The organism is Mycobacterium bourgelatii, from assembly GCF_010723575.1.
GTDB lineage: Bacteria > Actinomycetota > Actinomycetes > Mycobacteriales > Mycobacteriaceae > Mycobacterium > Mycobacterium bourgelatii.
The window spans coordinates 5233021-5254552 of record NZ_BLKZ01000001.1 but is presented as its reverse complement, the minus strand read 5'-3'; the positions used below and the strand labels follow the sequence as shown (position 1 = coordinate 5254552).

At 66.1% G+C, this 21532-nt stretch carries 14 protein-coding genes and 3 pseudogenes; 6 read left to right on the top strand and 11 right to left on the bottom strand.

Annotated features, from left to right (window positions below; translation table 11 throughout):
* Positions 1–62: 62 nt before the first annotated feature.
* Positions 63–863 carry an FkbM family methyltransferase gene (locus G6N68_RS22390; RefSeq protein WP_163717051.1) on the bottom strand — a complete coding sequence of 267 codons (801 nt, stop codon included), beginning with the start codon at positions 861–863 and terminating at the stop codon, positions 63–65.
* Between the two features lie 340 nt (positions 864–1203).
* Between G6N68_RS22390 and G6N68_RS22385 the strand changes: the two genes are divergently transcribed.
* The 6 genes and pseudogenes from G6N68_RS22385 (at position 1204) to G6N68_RS31090 (ending at position 9941) form a co-directional block, all read left to right on the top strand.
* Complete coding sequence (locus tag G6N68_RS22385; RefSeq protein ID WP_163717048.1) at positions 1204–3063, top strand: putative bifunctional diguanylate cyclase/phosphodiesterase; 1860 nt, start codon at positions 1204–1206, stop codon at positions 3061–3063.
* A gap of 18 nt (positions 3064–3081) precedes the next feature.
* The gene (locus G6N68_RS22380; RefSeq protein WP_163717046.1) at positions 3082–4776 is read left to right on the top strand and encodes a hypothetical protein; all 1695 of its coding nucleotides are present in this window, start codon (positions 3082–3084) and stop codon (positions 4774–4776) included.
* 190 nt (positions 4777–4966) lie between these two features.
* Positions 4967–6476: pseudogene (locus tag G6N68_RS22375) on the top strand (tyrosine-protein kinase domain-containing protein).
* Positions 6477–6508: 32 nt separating this feature from the next.
* A complete protein-coding gene (locus tag G6N68_RS22370) occupies positions 6509–7951 on the top strand; it encodes an O-antigen ligase family protein (RefSeq protein ID WP_240355567.1) in 1443 nt (480 codons plus the stop codon).
* Entirely contained in the window at positions 7948–9063 is a 1116-nt protein-coding gene (locus G6N68_RS22365) for a glycosyltransferase family 4 protein (protein WP_163717042.1), read from the top strand. The genes G6N68_RS22370 and G6N68_RS22365 overlap by 4 nt, the downstream gene beginning before the upstream one ends.
* 104 nt (positions 9064–9167) lie before the next feature.
* Entirely contained in the window at positions 9168–9941 is a 774-nt protein-coding gene (locus G6N68_RS31090; RefSeq protein WP_308205891.1) for an FkbM family methyltransferase, read from the top strand.
* On the opposite strand, the pseudogene G6N68_RS22355 reads toward G6N68_RS31090, so the two are convergent.
* From G6N68_RS22355 to G6N68_RS22310, 10 genes and pseudogenes are all read right to left on the bottom strand, one after another.
* Positions 9922–10968: pseudogene (locus tag G6N68_RS22355) on the bottom strand (glycosyltransferase family 4 protein); the annotation flags it as partial. The gene G6N68_RS31090 and the pseudogene G6N68_RS22355 overlap by 20 nt on opposite strands.
* A complete protein-coding gene (locus tag G6N68_RS22350; protein WP_163717035.1) occupies positions 10965–12080 on the bottom strand; it encodes a class I SAM-dependent methyltransferase in 1116 nt (371 codons plus the stop codon). The pseudogene G6N68_RS22355 and the gene G6N68_RS22350, both read right to left, overlap by 4 nt.
* Complete coding sequence (locus G6N68_RS22345; RefSeq protein ID WP_163717033.1) at positions 12077–13327, bottom strand: class I SAM-dependent methyltransferase; 1251 nt, start codon at positions 13325–13327, stop codon at positions 12077–12079. The genes G6N68_RS22350 and G6N68_RS22345 overlap by 4 nt, the downstream gene beginning before the upstream one ends.
* A 35-nt stretch (positions 13328–13362) precedes the next feature.
* Positions 13363–15432 (bottom strand): glycosyltransferase, encoded by a 2070-nt coding sequence (locus G6N68_RS22340; protein WP_163717031.1) that lies wholly within the window; start codon positions 15430–15432, stop codon positions 13363–13365.
* A pseudogene (locus G6N68_RS31885) lies at positions 15429–16930 on the bottom strand (oligosaccharide flippase family protein). The gene G6N68_RS22340 and the pseudogene G6N68_RS31885 overlap by 4 nt, the downstream one beginning before the upstream one ends.
* A 65-nt stretch (positions 16931–16995) precedes the next feature.
* Positions 16996–18534: a sugar transferase gene (locus G6N68_RS22330; RefSeq protein WP_163717028.1), complete on the bottom strand. Its 1539-nt coding sequence runs from the start codon at positions 18532–18534 to the stop codon at positions 16996–16998.
* Positions 18531–19364: a WecB/TagA/CpsF family glycosyltransferase gene (locus G6N68_RS22325; protein WP_240355564.1), complete on the bottom strand. Its 834-nt coding sequence runs from the start codon at positions 19362–19364 to the stop codon at positions 18531–18533. Before G6N68_RS22325 ends, G6N68_RS22330 begins: the two co-directional genes overlap by 4 nt.
* On the bottom strand, positions 19361–19942 hold the full coding sequence (rfbC, locus tag G6N68_RS22320) for a dTDP-4-dehydrorhamnose 3,5-epimerase (protein ID WP_163717027.1): 582 nt from the start codon (positions 19940–19942) through the stop codon (positions 19361–19363). The genes G6N68_RS22325 and rfbC overlap by 4 nt, the downstream gene beginning before the upstream one ends.
* Positions 19939–20613, bottom strand: a complete 675-nt coding sequence (locus tag G6N68_RS22315; RefSeq protein WP_163717025.1) for a PIG-L deacetylase family protein — start codon at positions 20611–20613, stop codon at positions 19939–19941. The genes rfbC and G6N68_RS22315 overlap by 4 nt, the downstream gene beginning before the upstream one ends.
* On the bottom strand, positions 20610–21443 hold the full coding sequence (locus tag G6N68_RS22310; protein WP_163717022.1) for a glycosyltransferase family protein: 834 nt from the start codon (positions 21441–21443) through the stop codon (positions 20610–20612). Before G6N68_RS22310 ends, G6N68_RS22315 begins: the two co-directional genes overlap by 4 nt.
* Positions 21444–21532: the final 89 nt, after the last annotated feature.

Sequence of the window (21532 nt, the reverse complement as noted above, 5' to 3'; positions counted from 1 at the left end):
CGAAAACGTACGAGTTTGCGTCTGCTCGCGGTGGCGCCCGGCGGCGCCCAGTGGTGCCGGGGCTAGCGCGCGTTGGGCAGGAACACGAAGTTGTTGACGTACACCCCGCGGGTGGCCCAGCCTTCGTCAGCGCCGGCGATGTTGGCGGGGTTCTGATGCACGGCCGCGTCGAACTCCGCGATGGGCCGTCGCTCGTCGCCCACCGGGAAGTAGCCCGTGTAGTTCAGCCCCGCCAACAGTTCGGTGATCTCGGCCACGGCGTTGGGGTGGTGGCGTTCCTCGGCCTCCACCAGGATCGCCGGGCGGTTGCGGGTCAACGTGTCGGTGGCCCCGCGCAGCACGGCCAGCTCATGGCCTTCGACGTCTACCTTCACCAGGCCGACGTCATCCAGTTTCAGGTCGTCGAGGCGCCGCACCGGAACCTCGATCGTCTGTACCGGGCCGGTGGCGTCATCAAAGTCATTCAGCTCGTTGTCGGTGTCGATGGTGCTGCGGCCAGGGTCGGCTTCGAGCACCCGCATGGCCGTGACGCCCGGCTCGTCCGACAGTGCCACCGCTTCGATGCGTACGGGCGCGCCGACGGCAGCGAACATGGTCGCCAACTCACGGGCTTGAGCGGGGCGCGGCTCGAACGCGATCACCGAGCGCGACGCCGTCAGCATCGCGATGCTGAATTCGCCGACGTCGGCGCCGATGTCCACGGAGACCCGGTTGGGGTCACACAGCGAACGCGCCAGCTGCACGTCTGGCCGGGTCTCGCCGAGACGTTGCAGAATGCCGTACTTGCGCCGCCAGAACAGGCGGGGCGCCAGAGTCTTCGCCGCCGGCGCAAGCAAACGTTTGGCCGTACGTGCGACAGGCATGTGGCGTGCTCCCCCCGTCCTCATTTACCTGGCGATTTTCCCCCGGGCCGGCGCAAGTCACCAGCGATAAATTCTGCCCGCACAACCCTAGCCGACGGCGGTCCGCGACGGCGGTCCGCGGCGGCCTGCGCCAGCCCTCAGCCGGCCCTCTTTTGGCACTTGTCTCGGCCGATCCAAAAGGCGTGCGCATGTTACGCTTTTTGGACTATTTACGAACCGCGGACCCGCTTCGGTCCTCCTTTCGATGCTCACGGCTGTGCATCCGAAAGTTGCCAATGAAGACCGTCCCCGTGCCCCGTCTAACGGGCAGGGGACCCGTTGCACGTATCGGAGGTCCTCGTTGCCACGCAGCCTGGATCTCGTTGTTACCTCCGTAGCAACGCAGTTGATGGAGGCCACCGCCTCCACGGCGACGCAGGTCAGTGAAAAGGTCCTCGCGCAGCTCGTCGAACAGTTCGATGTGGACGCCAGCTTCCTGCGGCACCATGACCACGAAATCCGTGCGTCGGTGCTGGTCGCGGAATGGCCTCCGCGCGTAGACGTTCCGAATCCGGACCCGCAGGCCATCGTCCACTTCACCAGCGCCGACCCGGTGCTTTCCCAATGCGAGCACGGCAGAAAACCGGTGGTGATCAGGCCGGAACAGAACAGCAGATCCCGCTGGATCGGGGGCGCCAGGCAGGCCGCATCGCCGTCGGTGGCCGCGGCACCGCTGGTGTCGGGCGAGATGACCACCGGTGTGCTCGGCTTCGTCAAGTTCGGCGCCCGCAAGTGGAGGCAGGAAGAGATCAACACGCTCGAGGCTGTCGCGGCCCTCTTCGCGCAGCTGCAAGCGCGGATCGCTGCCGAGGAGAAGCTTCGTTATTTGGCCGAGCACGACGACTTGACCGGTCTGTACAACCGCCGGGCGCTCGTCGCCCACCTGTCCGAACGATTGGCGTCGGGCAGCCCCGGCCCGGTGGCGGTCCTGTACATGGACCTCGATCGGCTGAAGTCCATCAACGACTACCTCGGCCACACGGCCGGGGACTGGTTCATCCGGGTCTTCGCGCAACGCCTGCGGGTCTGCGCGGGCCCGCAGAGCATGATCGCCAGGCTCGGCGGCGACGAGTTCGTGGTCATTCCGGACCAGACGATGTCGTCGGGTGGGGCCGAGGCGTTCGCCCGCCGGCTCGGCACCATGCTGCGCGAGCGGTTGGCGATCGGCGGCCACCAGATCACCCGTACGGTCAGCATCGGACTGGCAGTCGGGATGCCGGGACGCGACAACAGCACCGACCTGCTGCGCCGCGCCGACGAGGCGGTTCTGACGGCCAAGCGCGCGGGCGGCAACCAGGTCGCCGTCTCCACCGATGACATGTCGCTGAAGAGTGCCTTCCGCAACGACATCGAGTTGCATCTGCAGGGCGATATCGACAGCGAAGCCCTGCTGCTGCACTACCTGCCCGAGGTCGACTTGTGGACGGGGGCGATCGTGGCGGCCGAGGCGCTGGTCCGCTGGCGGCACCCAATCTGGGGTCTGCTGCTGCCGGACTCGTTCATCGGGGTGGCGGAGTCGACCAACTTGGCCGGTGAGCTCGGCCGCTGGGTGATGCGAAGTGCCTGCGCCGAATTCAGCCGCTGGCGCGCCAACGGCGTAGGCCAGAGCGCCATCCTGCGCATCAATGTGTCTCCGGTGCAGCTGATCACCCGCGGTTTCGTGCGCAGCGTCGCCGACACGATTGACGAGTTCGGCATCGACGGCGGTTCGGTCTGCCTCGAAATCACCGAGCGCGCGGTGGTTCACGACATCGAGGCGACGCGCAAGACGCTGCACGAACTCAAGGAGGTCGGAGTCCAGATCGCGATCGACGACTTCGGCACCGGGTACGCCGTGCTGTCGCATCTGAAGTCGCTTCCGGTCGACATGCTCAAGATCGATACCGGATTTGTGCGCGACCTTGGCACCAACGCCGGTGACCTGGCGATCGTTCGGGCCATCATCGGCCTGGCCGAGGCGTTCGGACTGCAATTGGTCGCCGAAGGTGTCGAAACCCCCACTGCCGCATTGACTTTGATGCAACACGGCTGCCACCGGGCACAGGGATTCCTACTGTCGCGCCCGGTCCCCGGCAACGCCATGGAGGCGTTGTTGTCCGCTCGCTGGATGCCCATGCCGTTCCTCGCCGATCGCGAGGCGCTGTCGCTGGGTGCCATCTAGCTCAAAGTGTGAGAGTGGATGAACATTAGGAACCGCATCGTTGTCGTTGTCGCGTGCGCGACGCTGCTGCTCGCCGGGTTGGTAACCGGGTGCAGCAGGAACCGGAGCCCCGACGGCCCATTGGCCGCGATGGCCAGTCCAGCCATACCGCCGGCCGCGCAGGAGATACCGAATCCGTTGCGCGGCCAGTACGAAGACCTGATGCAGCCGCTGTTCCCGCAGGGCGAGCCCGTGCAGCGGCGTTATCCGGCGTGGCCCGCGTCGTATGACGCCAGCCTGCGGGTGTCGTGGCGACAGTTGCAGCCCGCCGACCCGGCCACCCTGCCCCCCGATGCTCCCGACGACGCCAAGTTCGACTTCAGCGTGATCGACGATGCGCTCAACAAACTCGCCGAGCGAGGCATGCGCCTGACCCTTCGGGTTTATGCCTACAACTCGTGTTGCAACTCGTCGTATCCGGACAACACCAACATCGCCATCCCCGACTGGGTGCGTGCGATACCCAGCACCAACACCAGCTACACCGCGGGGGCCAAGAGTCCCACGCCCGGCGTCACGCATGTGGTGCCGAACTTCAATGACCCCACGTACCTGGACGATTTCGGTCAACTGTTGGCGGCGCTGGGTCGCCGTTACGACGGCGACGAACGGCTCAGCGTGTTCGAGTTCTCCGGGTACGGGGACTTCAGCGAGAACCACATCGCCTTCCTGCGCGACGCGCTGAACGCGGGCGGTCCGGGTCCCGACGAAAGCCCTGGGGCGCTCGGGTATTACAGCCAGTACCGCGACCAGAACATCACCACCGCGTCGATCCGGAAGCTGGTCGCGGCCAACGTCGGCGCGTTTCCGCGCACGCAACTGGTGGTGACGCCCAACAACCCCGAGATCGTGCGCGAGCTACTGGCCGACGACGTCACCAACAAGCTGGCCGCGCCGGTAGGCATCCGCTCGGATTGCCTGGGTGTGTACGCGCCGCTGCCGACCTGGGCCGAGACCAACTCGTCGCACTACGTCCAGACTTCTGACCCGCTCGTCGCCGCACTCAAGCAGCGACTGGCCACGGCGCCGGTGATCACCGAATGGTGCCAGCTGCCGGATGGCACCACGCCGCAGGCCTATTACGAGAAGGGGCTGCGGGACGTCATCCGGTACCACGTGTCGATGACGTCGAGCATCAACTTCCCGGACCAGGAAGCGACCTCGCCGATGGACCCCAAGTTGTACGTGCTGTGGGCCCAGGCGAACGCGGTGGCCGGCTACCGGTACTCGGTGGAAGCCCGTCAGGGGTCCCAAGGCCTGCAGGACAATGTGGCGACGATCGGGGTGACCTGGACCAACTACGGCGCCGCGGCGGCCACCGAGAAGTGGGCGCCCGGCTATCGACTGGTCGACTTCAACGGCCGCGTGGTTCGGAATCTGCCCGCGAACGTGGACTTGAAGAAGCTGGTCACCGATCAGCCCAGCAGCACCAGCAACCAGCCGACCCCGGCATCCACCACCGAGACCGTCCGCGTTGAACTCAAGGACCTGCCGCCCGGGCACTACACGCTACGTGCGGTGATCGAATGGCAGCAGCACAAGCCGAACGGGTCGAATGCGGTGCACTATCCGCCGATGCACTTGGCGCGCGATGGCCGGGACGAGTCCGGTTTCTACCCAATCGCGACGCTGGATATTAAGCGCGAGGTGCTGACGTCCACCCCTAAACCCTGAGACCGGGCCTGCCGGCCACATACTGACATCTGGCCTACTGCTTGCTTACCATACCAATAGTAGGTAAATTGGCAAAAGAATCAACTCATGGTTTGGCATGGGTGCGCGGGGGGAATTAACACGTTAGGCGCCGTTTTCGTCACGGAGGCGCTGTCGCACACCTAGCTAGCTCCCAGGGAGGTATGGGTGTATGGACTTTCGCACCTTCGTTCGGACGCTGATCCAGCACTGGAAGCTGTTTGCCGGGGCCGATGCTCGCGTGCCTTGCCGGTGCCGCGGCCGTCACCGCGTTCCAGACGAAGAGTTACGAATCGTCGGCCACCCTCCTCATCTCGTTTAGCGGCGAGACCGACCTCATGCAGGTGTACCAGGGCACGCAGGCCGCCCAGGAACGCTTGTCGTCGTATGCGGCGATTGCCGGCGGGCACGCAGTTGCCGAACGTGCGGTGGCGCAGTTTCGCTTGCCGATAACTCCGGACGCGTTGGCGAACCAGACGAAGGTGGCGTTTACGCCGAAGTCGACGTTGTTGACCATCACCGTCACCGACACGGATCCCAAACGCACCGCGACGCTGGCGAAAGCGGTGGCCGACGAGTTCAGCATCATGGTCGGGACACTCGGTGCGGACCCCAAGGCGACGGTGACCCCGGCGGCCGCCACCCCCACCCCGACGTCGGTCGCGCCGCCCACGGTCGACGGGGAACAGCCCACCGCGCAACCACTTTCCAGCGATGCGACCATCGCGCCGTCGGAGGCCCCGGTGCCACCGGCCGCGGTGTCGCAGACCCCCTTGGCCTTGCCGAAGGCCAAGGCGACCATCGTCGAGCAGCCGGGTGTACCCGACCACCCGGTCAAGCCGGTACCGGTGCGCAACATGGCGATGGGGTTGGTGGCCGGGCTGCTGTTGGGCACCGGCGTGGCGCTGACCCGCGACGCGGCCGACCGCACCGTGCGCGACCGGCAGAAGCTGGAAAGCCTCTCTGGTCTACCGACTTTGGCCGAGTTACCCGGAAGCCGAGGCGGTGCACCGAGGTTCGGCACCGACATCTCTTTCGACGACGCTGTCCGCGGCCTGCGCGCGCGGCTGCTGCGGGCGATGGGCCCCGACGGCAGTCGGGTGCTGCTGGCGGCGCCGTTCGGCGGTGAGGGGACCACGACGACCGCGCTGAACCTGTCCCGGGCGTTCGCCGAACTCGGTGAAGACGTGCTGCTGGTGGAGGGTGACACCCGGCGGCCGGTGATCGCGGGGTTGCTGAAAGTCGAGTCGGGGGAGGGGTTGTCGAACGCACTGTCCCATCCCGAGATCGCGACCGAGGCCACCAAGCCGACCGCGATTCCCAAGCTCTTCGTCCTCGCGGCGCGCTCGGTACGCCGTGAGACCCTGCCCTGCAGCGCCTACTTGCCCGAGGTGCTGGACACGGTGCTCAAGGACATGTCGACGACGTTCGATCGCATGGTGGTCGACGGTCCTCCGGTGCTGGCCGCCGCGGACTCCGGTCTGCTCGGCGGCGCGTTGGACGCCACGGTCTTGGTGGTCCGGGCCGGTCGTACCACCGAGGATGAACTGGCGGATGCGCTGACGGCATTGCGCGCGGCCGGCGCCAACGTCGTGGGCACCGTGCTCACCGACGCGCGAATAGCACGCCACACCAAGGCTTCCGCGCGCACCTATCGCGCCAAGGTCAGCGGACCGGCGTGATTCTCTACCTGCGCAGTCGCCATCGCTTGGTGATGGCGGCAGTCTTCTTGGCGTTGTTCGGTTTCGTGTGCTTCGCCTTTGGTGTTATGTCGGTACGCAACACCACGCAGGGCATCATCCTGATCGCCGCCACCTTCTGCCTCATCGTGTACTGGGCCAAGCCGGAACTGATGATCGGCATGGCGCTGTTCCTGAGCTGTGCCGCGCTGCCGCAGGGGTTGCACGTCGGCAAAATCATTGGCCCGGTGGCGATTTACGCCTCCCACGTGGTCCTGGTGCTGGCCATCTGCTTCCTGCTGCCCAAGGTGCGGCTGCAGTTCGGTGACTTCCTGTTGCCGGGCATGTTCGCCGCCACGGTGATCTACTTTGCCGCCGTTGGGTTTACCAGCGGGCACATGCCGGCGATCGTCGTTCGCGAAGCGACGTTCCTGCTCGAAATGGTGGCCGGGTTCATTCTGGCGCTGGTGATCGTGTACGGCGGCCACATCATGCTGTCGATGCACGCGATGGCCCTGACCCTGTGGTTCTCAGCCGGAATGGCCATCCTGGGATCGTCCGGGGGCATCCGGTTGGCCGGCCGGACCGAAAGCCTGCAGATGGATACCGGTGATGCCGCCAACCGGGTGATCACGTCCACGCTGATACCGGCCATCGCCGTGTTGACCGCCCTGGTGGCGGCCCAGATCGCGGGCCGCGTGAAACCGGTGGCCTACCTGGCTTTGGGCTTGCCCGCATTGGTGATTGCGGTGTTGGCGTTCTCTCGGAACACCCTTCTCTCGGTGGGGGTGGCGGCCGTCGTCGCGTTCTTTGCCAGCATGGGCTGGTCGGCGGTGCGGCGGGCCGCCAGGCTCACCCTGATCGGCGCCGGGATTCTGGCGGTGACGCTACCCGGTGCTCTGTTCCTGTTGGGTGACACCACGGCCGGGACTTGGCTGGGCCATCAGATCACCGGGTTCAGTCACCGGGTGCTCGGCAGAACGTCCACCAACGCGCTCGCGGTCGACCCGTCCACACTGGCCAGACTTGCCGAAGATGCCAACCTCAACCAGACCATCGCCGCTGCGCCGGTGTTCGGCCACGGCCTGGGCTACGCCTACCAGTTGCCGTTCGGGGGTGATGACCCAACCGAATTCACGCAGTCGCTGGGCACCACTTACGCGCACAACTTCTACCTCTGGTGGTTGGCCAAGGCCGGTGCGGCCGGTATGGGTGCGTTCGCGCTGTTTGCCCTCACGCCCATGGTTCGCGGGCTGCGCAGCGCGTCGGTGCCGGCGAAGATCAGCGCGGCGGTCAGCTGCGGTCTGCTGGTGATGTGCATCGTCGATCCGCTGCCGGAAGACCCGGCCAATGCGATGACCCTGGGCATGGCGTTGGGATCGGCGTTGGCGTTCGCCAAGCTGCGCAGGAAAAGCCTTGCGTCGCAGAGTCAGGACGCGCCCACCGAGGAACTGATCCTTGCCGGACCGGCCGCATGACGCCCGGGCAGCGCCGCATATTGGTGGTGGGTCCCGCGCCTGCCCAGGCCGCCAGCCGTGGCGGCATGGCGACGGTGGTCACGTTGATGGCCGCCCATCCCGACGAGCGGGTCAGCATCACGGTGATGCCCACCTACATCGAGGGTGCGGCCTGGTATCGGCTGTGGGTCGGCGTGGCCGGAATGCTGCGCGCCACGTGGCAGGTGCTCAGCGGGCGCGCCGACATCCTGCACGTCCATTTGGCACACGGCGGCAGCGTGATGCGAAAAGCGCTGCCGTTGGCGGCGGCCCGGTGGGTCGGGGTGCCCACCGTGGTGCACGCCCACAGCTACGACTTCGGTGGGTGGTTCGACGGGCTGCGGCCCACCGTGCAACGAGCCGTCCGGCGTCTGCTCGCGGCCGACCAGTGGTTGGTGCTGGGGGAGCGCCACGTCGACGAGTACGCAAGCCGGCTGGGGCTGCCCAGTGACCGGATCGTGGTGCTGCACAACGCCGTCGCGATTCCGCAGTTCCCGGTGCGCCAATCTGGCGTGGAGCGGGTGCACGCGGTGTCGCTGGGTAGGCTGGGAGCGCGTAAGGGCAGCTACGACCTGATCACCGCCGTCGGACGGCTCGACGAGGACGTTCGCGCCCGACTGCGGGTGACGCTCGCCGGCGACGGCGAGGTGGACGAGGTGCGTGCGGCGATCCAAGCGGCCGGTCTCACCGAGACGATGCACGTTGCGGGCTGGCTCGAACCGGTCGCGCGTGACCAGTTGCTGCGCAGCGCACACGTCTTCGTGCTACCGAGCCGGGACGAGGGTCTACCGATGGCACTGTTGGAGGCGATGGCTTGTGGGCTGGCGCCGATCACAACGTTGGTGGGCAGCATCGGCGCGGCCATCACCGATCGGGTGACCGGTCTGGCAGTGGCACCTGGGTGTCCCGATCAGATCGCAGACGCGCTAACCGAATTGGTCAACGACGAATCGCTGCGCGCGCGCTTGGGCGCGGCGTCCCGCAGCCGCGCAGGCGATTTCGGGCTGGATCGCTGGTACGAGCGACTGGCGCACCTATGGATGGCGTTGGAACGCGCACGGGCCACACCTACGAACCAAACTGAAGGCAGGTGAACAAAGTGACCGTGAGGGACCGCTTGCTGCACAGCGAAGCAGCCAATTGGGCCGCAAAGTATGTGACGGTGCGGAACGTCGGGCGATACCTCGGCCGCGCCGCGATGGCGACCGCGACCGAGATGCTCTGGCGGCGAAGAAGTTCCCAGGATCTCGCGATGACGGTGGCCGATCACTTTGCGCCCATCGGGGCGACGGTGGTCGACGTGGGCGCCAGTTGGGGCCTGTTCACCTACCACCTGGCCCGACGCGTCGGAACGTCCGGGCAGGTGTACAGCTTTGAACCGCACCCGGACAACGCGCCGATGCTGCGCAAACTCGCCACGACCCGCCCCGGCGTGCATTTCAGTCCGGTCGCGGTATCCGATCATGTCGGTAGCGCGGAAATCCTGGTGCCAGAACGGCGCAATCGGCAGGTGACCGCGCAAGGCAGTCTCGCGCACGGGTTCGACGGTCAGGATGTGACCGTCCGCAAGATCGAAGTCCCGGTGGTTCGGTTGGACGACGAATTGCACGGCGTTGAAGTGGATTTCGTCAAGATCGACGTGGAAGGGCACGAGACGGCCGTGCTGCGCGGGGGCGCCGAGATGTTTCGGCGTTGGCGCCCCTCGATACTCATCGAGATCGAACAGCGCCATCTCGACGTGCCAATCTCCAAGCTATTCGACGAGATCGAAGACCTTGGCTACTTCGTGTATGCCATCACCGAGTCGGGGCTGCGGCCGGTGTCGGAGTTCGACGTCGAGCGCGACCAGATGTCCATGGTGAGGTCGGATGAATTTCATCCGTTCGCCATGCCGAAGCAATACGTGCACGACTTCTGCGCGGTGCGTGGCTGTTGCGTCCACTCGCGGCAGGTGACAACACCTCGTCGATGACTTTCAGTAGCCCATCCGCGGCGTGCTCGACGGTGCAGCGCTGCGCGTAATGCCGCGCCGCGACCACGCCGGAGCGGGCCGCCACCGCGGGATCGGCGAGCCGGTCGAACGTGGCGGCAAGCCCTGCCACGTCGTCGATCCCCACCGGAGCGCATTCGGGCGGTTGGTATTCGGGCAGGCCACCGGCCGTGGAAACGATGGGCATCACCGCCTGCTGCATGGAGAGCACCTGCACTCCGCTTTGTGAGGCACGCCGGTAGTGGGCAACAGAGCCCTTTGCCGCAGCGAGCATTTCGATGACGTCGGAGTAGCGGTACCTGCCGGCGCGCCATTGTGTGTGCTTCGGCAGTCTGCGGTCACCGAGTTGCCCGTCGCCGATGAGCACCAGGTTGTCGCCACGCCACTCACCGCCGTCCACGTGACGCCGCCAGGCTTCGAGCACGACGTCGATGTTCTTGTAGGGGTTGAGTCGGCCGATCATGACGAAGTCACGACGCTCGTAGGAACTGACCAACGACGGAACATGTTTCGCGTCCAGGTCGCTGGTGAGGGGCACCACGTGCACGTCGGTGCCGGCCACGTCGCGCCGCGCGGTGACGGCGGCCGCGACGTAGCGGCTGTAGGTGACGGTGGCCGCCGACCGCGCACCCCAGCGATCAAACACCGCACGCTCGTAAGCCGGCCGCTGTTCGCCCGCGTCGTGGGGACGGTCGTCATGGACGAGCTGTATCCGTGGTTTGCGCCCGGTCAGCGCGATCCAGCGCGGATCCCGAACCAACTCGGTGATCACAACGTCCGCTCGGAAGTCGCGGACCCGGCGCCAGGCGGCAACCGTGTCAGGCCAGGTCGCGACCGTGCGAAATCGCGGGTCCAGCACCAGTTCATAGCTTCGCGGAGCGTCGGACTCCGGATGCTGGTCGGAGGTCACCAACAGCACTTCGGTGCCACGCCGCTGCAACGCCTCGGCCTGGACCCGGGCCAGCGGCCGCAGCCATGGCGAAAGCCACAGCACTCGACGGGCGGTCATCGCGGTACCGTGGCCCCCACCGGGCCGGGATCAACCCACCAGCGCCCGTCGAGTTGGGGGTAGCGGTCCCGAACCTCGTCGTACAGGTCCGGCAGCGTGAGCAGTACGCGGTCGGGATCGGCGGCGATCAGCTGCTCGGGGGAGATGATCGAGATATCGGTTCCCGGGATGCGGCGCCCCTGCTTGAGGGGGGAGCCGTCGGCGACTGCGGCGACGAGGCTTCGATCGACACCGGCGATGCTGAACAGGGCTGGCACGCGCGAACCGGCGCCGTAGCTGTACACCGTGTGCTGGCTGTTCGCCTGCGCGACAAGCCAATCGCGCAGCTGTGCCGCGTGACTTTCGACGGCTCGCTGCAGCCGGCCGAGCACATCGGGATCCGTCACCCCGAAATCCCGCTCGCGCTGCAAAATGTCGTTGATGCGCTCGTCCGGCTCGGTCCGACCGTGCACCGCGGCCACCAGAAAGGTGCCACCGTACAGGTCGAACTCCCACGCCGTGGCTACGCTCATCCCGACGGCATCGAGCAGCCTGATCAAGGCGGTCAGTGAGTAGTAGCCGAAGTGACCGTGCCGCAACGCATTCCACTGCCCTTGCGTCACCATCGCCATGAGCGAGGGGAACTGCACCAGCAACAGCCCGTCCGGTGCGGTTGCCTTTGCCCGCACTTCGAAGGAGGCACGCTGATCGGGGTCGTGCATGACACCGAACGAATCGAGCACGATATCCGCCGGGTGGTCAGTCGCGGCTCCGGGGGCCACCACAAACCCGCGTTCGGCGAGGAGCGGCAGCCACGTACCGCCATGCGGGCTGCCGAATTCGCGTATCGTCGTGCCACGTAGCAAGCCGGCATCCGCCACGCGTTGGACGGCGTCGGCGGCCTGGTCGCGCAGGGCCTGCGGTTCGATCCCGCGGGGTTCGGCGGTGATGGTGTCGTCATCGGCGAGTTGGGCAAGCCCGCAGCACCCACACAGATCCATCGCCAGTGCATGGGCCGACTCGCTGGCACTGATCGGTTGGGTTGCCAACGGAAAGTCATCTGCCGCGGGCAGATTCCCCAGATCCAACACCCTGGTCAGTTCGGTGCCGCCGCACCCTCGGCAGCCGCTCATCGCAGCGCGGCGCTGCGCGACTTCAAGTCCGCGACGTGCAGGGTCGGGAGCGGAAAGACCAATTGGCCACCCCATTCGGCGATATAGCTGAGTTGGTCGGTGAGCTCGGGCTCCAGGTTCCACGGCAGTCCCAACACCACATCCGGACGGTCCTTGGCGATCATCTCGGGGTCGTGAATGGGAATCCGGGTGCCCGGTGTGAAATGGCCGTGCTTGTAAGGATTGCGGTCGACCGTGTACTCGAGCAGATCGCTGCGGATCCCGCAGTAGTTCAGCAGCGTGTTGCCCTTGCCCGGCGCCCCGTACCCGACGACGCGCTTCCCCTGGGCGCGGCAGCGCAACAAGAACGCCAGCAGGTCGTGACGAATCGCCTCGGTGCGCCGCCGCAGTTGCAGATAGCCGTCCGAGCGATGAAGTCCCGCAGCCTCTTCCATCAGCAGCACCTCACAAACCCGTGCCGTCGGCGCGCCGGCGGACTCCACGGGCCGGGCCCACACCCGGATTGACCCGCCGTGGGTCGGCAGCAGTTCGACATCCACCACGGCAAGCCCGGCCTGGGCAAGCGCATAGGTCGCCGAGAACAGCGTGTAGTACTGGAAGTGTTCGTGGTAAATGGTGTCGAACTGGCCGAGGGACACCAGGTTCAGCGCGTGGTGCACCTCGATGCTCAACCAGCCGTCGTCGGCGAGCAATCCGCGTAAGGACTTGGTGAAACCCCGCAGATCGGGAATGTGGGCATAGACGTTGTTGGCGACCACCAGATCCGCCGGCCGGTACTGCGTGCGCACGCGGCGCGCCACGTCTTCGTCGAGGAATTCCGTCCACGTCGAGACGCCCCGTTCGACGGCGGCGGCACCAACGTTGACGGAAGGCTCGATGCCCAGGCACGGTATGCCCGCGGCGACGGCGTGTTGCAGCAGGTAGCCATCGTTGCTGGCGACTTCCACCATGAACGAGTCGGCGTCGAGCCCCAGTCGTCGGACCGCGTCTTCCACAAAGGATTTCGCGTGCCGCACCCAGCTGTCGGAATACGAAGAGTAGTAGGCGTATTCGGTGAAGGTGTCCTCCGGCGTGATCAACGCGGGAATCTGCAGCAGCAGGCAGTCTTCGCACAGCCGCAGGTGCAGCGGGAAGGTGGGTTCAGGCAGGTCCAGCTCGTCCGCGGAGAGGATCTTTTCGCACGGCGGTGTGGCGCCAAGGTCCAACACACTGAGCATTCGGTTCGAGTCGCACAGGCGGCATTTCATCGATTTCTCGTTTCCTTCTATCCAACGGAGGGTTTTCACAGGGGGCTGCACAACACGGCATCTATTGCGTCCAGGTAGGCATCGGTCATCGCTTCCACCGTGTAGTGGGAGCACAGACGCGCGAAACCGCGCTCGCCCATCGCCGGCAGTGCGTCCGGGTTGGCCAGGATGTCGGCCAATCGAGTTCGCCATGCCGACACCGACACTGGCTCGACGACATAACCTGCCTTGCCGAAGTCGAGCATTTCCGGCACCGCGCAGACCCCCGACGCAGCGACTGGCACCCCTCGGGCCATCGCTTCCAGAACCACGAGCGGAAATGCTTCGGACCGACTCGGTACACAGAGCAGGTCGGCGTCGGCCAGTGCCGGCCCCGGCCCGGTGGACCACCCGCGCCAGTGGACACGGTCGCACAGCTCGGCCGGCGTGCCGGCCTGCAACCGCTCCCGGTCGGGTCCGTCCCCGAAGATCGAGAGTTTCCAAGGTAGCTCGGCCAACCCTGCCAGCGCCTCGATCAGGAGCTGCGGGTTCTTGTGTTCGACGATGCGGGACAGCATGACCAGGTGCGGTGGCTCGCCGGCGGGGCGGACGCGCCGCCGAGGCGCGTCGGTCACCGCAACGCCGTTGGGAGCGATGAATAGTCGCGACGGCCGGTGGCCGAGCCGATGGTGCACGGTGAGCATGTCCCAGTGGCGGTGTGCCAATGCGACGAAGCCGTCCGCGCGGCGCATCGCCGCGGTGAGCGGCCGCGAGTAGATCGGCCGGTCGTTTTCGGGCGGCACGTGCGGTGCGACCAGCCAGCGTCGGTTCCTGGCACCCGCGCGCCATAGGGCGGCGAAGCCTGTCTCCGTGTTGGTGTCGCCACTGATCAGCACGGCGGGTCCGGCGGGCAGGTCCAGCGCCGGGGCCCACCAGGGTTGGCGCACCACCCGCACGCCGTGCGGGATCTCTTTGATCAGCGGGCCGAAACGCTGCATGCAGGCGATGGTGACCGGGTATCCGCGCCGGTCCAATTCCGTTGCCAACAGTGCCTTCTGGCGTTCGGCGCCGCCATACACCGGGCGGTTGGTGGTGATGACGATGGACGGCTTGGAGGTGCGGCGAACGGCGATGAACCGCTTACGTGCATCGCGCTTGGACCGCTGCACCCGCTCCAGGATCGTGGTGCCGGCCAGGTAGACGTCGGCGTGATGAACGGTGTGTTCGCGTTCGAGCAGCAGAGCGATGTTGGCGCGCAACAAGTCACGGTTGCGGCGCCGCTCGGGGCTGGACACTTCCGCCCCGTGCGCGGCGCCCGGTTCGGGCGCCGTGTTGACCGTGTTGACCGTGTTGACCGTGTTGACCGCCGCCGCGGGGTTGCCGTGTTCGACGTCGAGTTCGTTGGCCAACAGCACCCGCCAGCCCGCCGCGGTGGCACGTTGCTGCCAATCGGTTTCCTCGCCGTAAAGGAAGAACTCCTCGTCGAAGCCGCCGATTTCGTTCCAGGCCTCGCGGTTGATGGCCAGGCAAATGCCGGCCACGTAACCGTCGATGCTTTGTGATTCGGTGGGCTGGCTGGCATACAAGTGGGAGACCGGGGTGCCCCGCAGCGCATCCGAATAGCCGGCGGCCGCAACCAAGGCCCGGCCCAGGGTGCGGCGGCGAGTAGCGATGTCCCACTGCGCCGGACCGGGGGCACCCCTGTCGTTGATCAACGGCGAGACGGCCGCCACACCATGCTGACGCAACAACTCTCGGGTTCGGGTCAACGGACCCACCAGCCGGGTGTCGGCGTTCAACAGCAGCAGGTCGGCATCGGCAGGAACGTGCTCCACCAACGCGTTGAACGCGGCGCCGAATCCGAGGTTCACCGATCCGAGCACCCAGTGCACGTTCAGATGGCGCGCGACCAACTCTTCGCGGCCGGGGTACTGGTCGCCGCTGTTCTCATAGACGTAGACGGGCAGTTCGGGCGCATGCTCGGCGAGGCCGGCCAGACAACCTTCCACCAGATCGTGACTCTTGTAGGTCACGATCAACGCCGCCAGCGGTCGCTCGGACGGCAGCGATCGGGCCGTGGCGCCGACCGGCCGTTTGAGATACGCGCGGTCCATTTCGATCGTCATGCCACCACCTGCTTTCCGAAGAGTCCGGTCATCATCGACCACTTGACAGGCCCGACGACCATGCTGACGGCGAGATATACCGCACCGGCCGCCGCCAGGATCAAAACCACGTGTTGACCCGAAAGCAGCAGCACGACAGGGACACTGGCAGCCGTAGGCACCAACACTTGCAGCAGGAACCAGCCTGGGTCGCGATAGCCGCACTCGCGACGTAGCCGCCAGCGGGCGAACAGCATGCCGAACAGTTCGGTTGCCACCAGTGCGACACCCGCGCCGACGGCGCCGTACCGGCCGTCCAGGACAAGGTTCAGCGTGAGATTCAACACCAGAGTCGCCACGAACAATTGGAAGAAGAACCGTTGCTGGTGGCAGGCGAACAGCCCCTGGCCGAGAGTTGCCGTGACAAAGCGCAGCGCGACAGCAATGAACAGCAGTGCCAGCGTCGGTCCGCCGCGGCCGTCGACGAAAGCCTGGTCGCCGAACAGCCTCACAGAGGTACCGCCAGCATGCTGCCGACCACAGCAACCGGGACGGCAATGAAGTACATCAATTCCACACTGCGGCGCAGGAATACGACGTAAGCCTTGACATCGCGGGCGAAGAGTTCGGTGGCCGTCGACAACGTCGACTTGAGGAAAAAGACCGACAGCGCCTCGGTGTTGAACGCGATCAGATACGCCAACCCGTACACCCCGACCTCGGCATGGGTGCTCATCAGCGACAGAATCACGCCGTCGGCGCGCCAATACACGATGCCGACCACCGCTACGCCCATCAGCGGCAGGCTTTCTCGCAACAGGTCGAGGGCTTCGCGTAGCGCGAAAATCGGGCGCAGCGAGATGTGCTGGGCGGCCGCCGTGCCTTGGATCAACAACTGCACGGCCGGTGGGATCAGCTGTGCCACCGCGAACCAGATCACGTCGGCGTGGGCGGTCACCAGCCAGCTGACCATCGCCAGTGTGCCCAGCCGGCCCGCGAGATCGGAAATGGCCACCGCGGAAAAGCGGACGGTGGACAGGAACACCGGCTCGAACCGCGTGCGCATCGTCAGCATCAGCAGCTGTCCCGACAGCACCACCAACATGACCCGCACGCTGGCGTCGCGATAGATGAGCAACCCGGTGATCGCCGCGATGATCCCCAAGGGGAGGCAATACACCAGGGACAGACCGCTGTTCACACGGACCAGTCGTTCCAATTCACCGCGGCCGGACGTCACTCGGCGCACGATGACGGTGCTGATGCCGAGATCGGTCATGCTCGTCCATATCCCGATGAAGGCGACCGCGACCATGAGCTGTCCGTACCGGTCCGGCCCTAGGTAGCGGGCCGTCATCGCGACGGAAACGACCGAGGCCAGCATCCCCAGTGCCCGGCAGAGCAATTGCACCGAGAAGGCGTGCGCGATCCGCGCCTGCGGCACCGACGGTGGCGCCGGATCGCGCGGCTCGGCAGGCTCGGTCGGCTCGGCAGGCGAGGGTGGCGGCGCCGACGACACCGACTGGGGCGCCGACGGCAGGGGAGCCTCCCCTGCCGTCGGCTCAATCATGATGTCCCCCTCCATCAATAGGCCCCATCGCTCGCCAGAACCGCTCGCAGTGTTCTGGCGATGATCACGAGATCGCCTGCCATCGACCAGTTGTCGACGTACGACAGATCGAGTCGCACGGAGTCCTCCCAGGACAGATCCGACCGTCCGCTGACCTGCCACAGTCCGGTGATGCCCGGCTTCACCAGCAGACGCCGTTTGACCTCGCCGTCGTAGGTCTCCACTTCGCGCCGTAGCGGCGGCCGCGGGCCAACGACGCTCATGTCGCGTTTCAAGACGTTGATGAATTGCGGCAATTCGTCGATGCTGAAGCGGCGCAGGATCTTGCCGACCGGCGTGACGCGAGGATCCTGGTGGATCTTGAACAGCACACCGCCCGCGCCTTGGTTGAGCGGGAGTAGACCCTCAACCTGGGTGTCGGCCCCGTCGACCATGGTCCGGAACTTCAGCATCGTAAAGGGCTCGCCGTCCCGGCCAATTCGCTCGGCGCGGTAGAAGATCGGCCCTGCACTGGTCAGCTTGATCGCGATGGTGGCCGCGGCCATCAGCGGTGCGGTTACGGCGAGCGCGGCCATAGCGAAGCAGAAGTCGAAGGCGCGCTTCAAGAAGCGCTGGCTTCCCTCATATTGGGGCTTCTCCACATGCAGCAACGGGAAGCCGGCGATGGGTCGCAGGGTCAGCCGGGCGCAGGCCACGTCCACCACCCCGGGCGCGACCACGAGGTCCACGTCGGTGGTCTCCAACTGCCACATCAACTCTCGGATCCCGTGTACTCCGAAGTGCTCGGTGCGGGTAACCGCCATGGTGTCGGCACCGCATTCGTCGAGCGCTGCCGGCGCGCTGGTTTCGTCGCCCAGAATCGGAATCTCACGGCTTCCAACGGTGAGCGATTCACCGCGGCACGGCCCGTATCCTGCGATGCAGATGCCCACCACGACATAACCGTCTTTGGGGTTGCGCAGCAGTTCGTGGGCAAGATGGGTGACTCCCGGTCGGTCGCCGACCGCCAAGACGTTGGTCTGGTACTGCCCCTGCGCGCGCTTGTGCCAGACGTGCTTTCGCCACACATTGCGGCTTGCCAGCAGGCCCATGGTGCCGACCGGAAGGGCTACGGCCAGATAGCCGCGGGCCAGGTCGATCTTGGCCAGCAACGTGACCATCGCGATGATGCCGAACGTCCAGAACGACGCACTGGCGATGCGTCGGTATTCGTCGATGCCCGCGCCGATGATCCGGGTGGACCTGGCGTGGAACACCGCAATCGACGAAAGCCACAGCGCCGCAAACAGGCACGAGAACAGCGTCATCACCGGGCCGGGGTAGCCCGAGTGGTTCGGTGCGTCTCCGAACCGGACGAACTGGGCGAGCGCGACGGCGGCGCAGACGATCACCGAATCGGTCAGACGCAACCGGTTGGCATACCGTTGCTGCCAGCGCGAGTCGGTGCCCACCCCAGATCGACGGGCCGGTAGGACGGTGACGGACGGGCGGTCGGCCCGAGGACTGACGGGGGATCGCAGGGTGGTGGTCAAGCTGGGCGCTCCCTCGGTCATGCTGTCCCTGCTTTCGTTGCAGCGCTGACGGTTTCGGCGTTCCCGGCCTGGACCAGGCCGGAATGACAGGCGCCGGGGTAGCAGATGAGCTGGGCGCGCAAAGCGCGCAACAACGCCAGCGGGCCCTGCAACAGATAGCGACGAGCCAGTCGCCGCGGCTCGTGAGTCAGCCGGTAGAACCATTCCAGCCCCGCCCGCTGCATCCACTCGGGGGCGCGACGGGTCTGGCCCGCCAGGAAGTCGATGGCGCCACCGCACGGCAGGAAGATCCGCGCGCCTGTCGCGTGTCCGTATTGGTCGACCCACTGCTCCTGGCGCGGCTTGCCCAAGCTGACGACCAGGATGTCGGTGCGTGCGCTGCGGACCGCCGAAGCGATGGTGTCCGAACAGGTTTCGATCTCACCGGGGGTCGGCGCCCACATCCCGGAGACGGCGAGCGCCGGGTACCGCTGCCGCAGGTGCACGGCCAGCAGTCGGTGGGTTTGGGTGCTGCCGCCGAGGAAACCGACTCGCTGACCTCGTGTTTCGGCCAACTTCAACACAGCGGGCAGCAGGTCGGCACCGGTCACCCGCGGCCACGGCTGCGCCGTCAGCAGGAGGCCGCGCCAGGCGATCGGCATCCCGTCGGCGAGCAGTAACCACTCCACCCGGCCATTCGGAGCGGCGGCCATCTTGCGGAAATGGTGCAGGTGGTCGAGGTTGACCGAGCCGACCGCCAAACCCAGGGGATAGTCGGAGCGCAGACGCGAATCGACAAGCGACAGAACCTCGTTGGTCTCGCACCGTTCGACGATGCTGCCACTCACCACCATGCGCACCGCCGTGTTCATGTTCCGGTGCTCTCTAACGGTTCTAATGGCGGTTGCTGCGGCTCCGTCGACGTCGCCAACAGCGGCCAGCTGGCGTCTCTTTCCGAGATGACCGTGACGGGCAGCGGCCACTTGATGCCGAATGCCGGTTCGTTCCAACGGAAATTCTGTTCGCTGGCGGGCACATAGGGGCCGCTGATCTGGTAGAGGATCTCGGTGTCGTCGGTCAGGCTCTGAAAACCGTGGGCGACGTAGGGTGGCAAGAACAGCGCCCGGTGGTTGTCGGCACTCAACTCCACCATCACGTGCCGGCCGAAGGTCGGTGAATCGGCACGCACGTCCACGGCGACATCGGCAATGGCTCCGCGGATGCAGCGCACCAGCTTTGCCTCCGCGTGCGGCGGTACCTGGCGGTGTATGCCGCGCACCGTCCCGCGCGTGTGGTTGAAGCAGATGCTGGTCTGCGACACATCGGAAATCAGCCCGTGCTCGGCGAATTCCTCGGCGCAGAAGATCCGTGAGAAGAACCCGCGATGGTCGCGATGGGGTTCGATGTCGATGATCGTCACGCCCGCGACGTGGGTGGGTGTGTATTTCACGCCGATCCTCCCTGCGGGGTGGCGAGGTCCAGCACGGCTTTCTCCAGCACGAAGGCTTCGGCGTAGCGCGCATGGCACTGCGCCCCGCGGATGCGCATCAAGCCCAGGAAGGCCTCGTCGTCGAACCAGGTGTGGCTCGCCTGCGATGGGTAGCAGTCCGCCAGTAGCCGCGTCTTCCGCCGCGCCAGTTCAGCTGAAATCGGCGTGTACACAGAGGGATTCGGCAAGTCGGACTCCCACTTGAGAATCTCGTAGCCCAGGGTCAAGTGCGCGCGGAACTCGGTCGGGATGAGTTCGGCGATCAGCCGGTGGTCTTGGTGGGAGTCGCCGCGCTGGGGACCCAGCACGACATCGGGCTCGCATCCGCGACGGAAGCCGGCGAGATGTTGTTTGACCGATCCCCAGTGTTGCGGCAGACGCCCGTCTGGCAGGTCCGCAACCGTCAGGCGAACCTGGGCGCGGGGGGCGTGCGAGAGCAGTGCCGCTAGGGCGTTCTTTTCCTCGACCTCGCGCTCGGTGCCGGCACCGGTCAATACCAGCGCATGCACAACGACCCTCGGATTGCGGTGGGCGATCTGCATCAGCGTGGCACCGGCGCCGATGACGATGTCATCGCAGTGCGCACCGATGGCGGCGACGGAACCGATGTCGGCGGCGGTCAACGGGATCATGCGGACAGGCCCACCGCCGGGATAGCTTCCCGTGCCACGTCTACAACCGCGTCTTCCGGCTTTTCCCATACCGCCCAAGGCCGAATTCCCCGGTTGTAGTCGGCATCCAGCTCGGCGCGCTCCTTGAATGTGTCGGCCGGCTTCCAGAACCCGTGGTGCTCATAGCCGATGAGGCGTCCCGTCCCGGCCAGGGTCATGCATGCGTTGCCGACCAGGTCGCCGTTCTCCGGGATCAGGTCGATGACTTCCCGGTTGAGGACGAAGTAGCCGCCGTTGACCCAGATCGGGAATTTGGCGATCGGGGCGATTTCCTTGATGTCGCCGTGGGCGCTGACGTCGACGCAGTGGAACGACGACTGTGGGGGCACCACCAGCATCGATGCGGCGGCGCCGGCGGCGTGGAACCGTTCGATCATGGTGTCCAGCGGGGCGTCGGTGAGCACGTCGGCGTAGTTGGCCAGGAAGTATTCGTCGTCGCCGAGGTAGCTGCGGACCCGGCGCAGCCGCTCGCCGATCGGCGACTCCAGCCCGGTGTCGACGAAGGTGACGGTCCATTCCGACATGTCGGAATCGAGCAGTTCGACGCGGCCACCGCGCATGACGAAGTCGTTGGACTCCGTCTCGCGGTAATTGAGGAAGAAGTCCTTGATCATCCCTTGGCCGTAGCCCAGGCAAAGGATGAAGTCCTTGTGCCCGAAGTGGGCGTAGTAGCGCATCACGTGCCACAGCAGCGGTCGCGGACCGACCATCTGCAGTGGCTTGGGGACCAGGTCGCCGTCGGCGCTGCGCATCCGCATGCCGTAACCGCCACAGAAAAGTACGACCTTCATGAGACGCTCCTAGAGCCAGCGTGTGACGTGTACATACCGAATCCCCTACCTTCCCTATTTATCAATACTTAAAGTATGGTTTTGACGGG

Coding starts and splice junctions, on each gene's coding strand:
- G6N68_RS22390 (WP_163717051.1), bottom strand. CDS start 863: ATGCCTGTCGCACGTACGGCCAAACGTTTGCTTGCGCCGGCGGCGAAG.
- G6N68_RS22380 (WP_163717046.1), top strand. CDS start 3,082: ATGAACATTAGGAACCGCATCGTTGTCGTTGTCGCGTGCGCGACGCTG.
- G6N68_RS22370 (WP_240355567.1), top strand. CDS start 6,509: ATGGCGGCAGTCTTCTTGGCGTTGTTCGGTTTCGTGTGCTTCGCCTTT.
- G6N68_RS22365 (WP_163717042.1), top strand. CDS start 7,948: ATGACGCCCGGGCAGCGCCGCATATTGGTGGTGGGTCCCGCGCCTGCC.
- G6N68_RS31090 (WP_308205891.1), top strand. CDS start 9,168: ATGGCGACCGCGACCGAGATGCTCTGGCGGCGAAGAAGTTCCCAGGAT.
- G6N68_RS22350 (WP_163717035.1), bottom strand. CDS start 12,080: ATGAGCGGCTGCCGAGGGTGCGGCGGCACCGAACTGACCAGGGTGTTG.
- G6N68_RS22345 (WP_163717033.1), bottom strand. CDS start 13,327: ATGAAATGCCGCCTGTGCGACTCGAACCGAATGCTCAGTGTGTTGGAC.
- G6N68_RS22340 (WP_163717031.1), bottom strand. CDS start 15,432: ATGACGATCGAAATGGACCGCGCGTATCTCAAACGGCCGGTCGGCGCC.
- G6N68_RS22330 (WP_163717028.1), bottom strand. CDS start 18,534: ATGACCGAGGGAGCGCCCAGCTTGACCACCACCCTGCGATCCCCCGTC.
- G6N68_RS22325 (WP_240355564.1), bottom strand. CDS start 19,364: ATGAACACGGCGGTGCGCATGGTGGTGAGTGGCAGCATCGTCGAACGG.
- G6N68_RS22315 (WP_163717025.1), bottom strand. CDS start 20,613: ATGATCCCGTTGACCGCCGCCGACATCGGTTCCGTCGCCGCCATCGGT.
- G6N68_RS22310 (WP_163717022.1), bottom strand. CDS start 21,443: ATGAAGGTCGTACTTTTCTGTGGCGGTTACGGCATGCGGATGCGCAGC.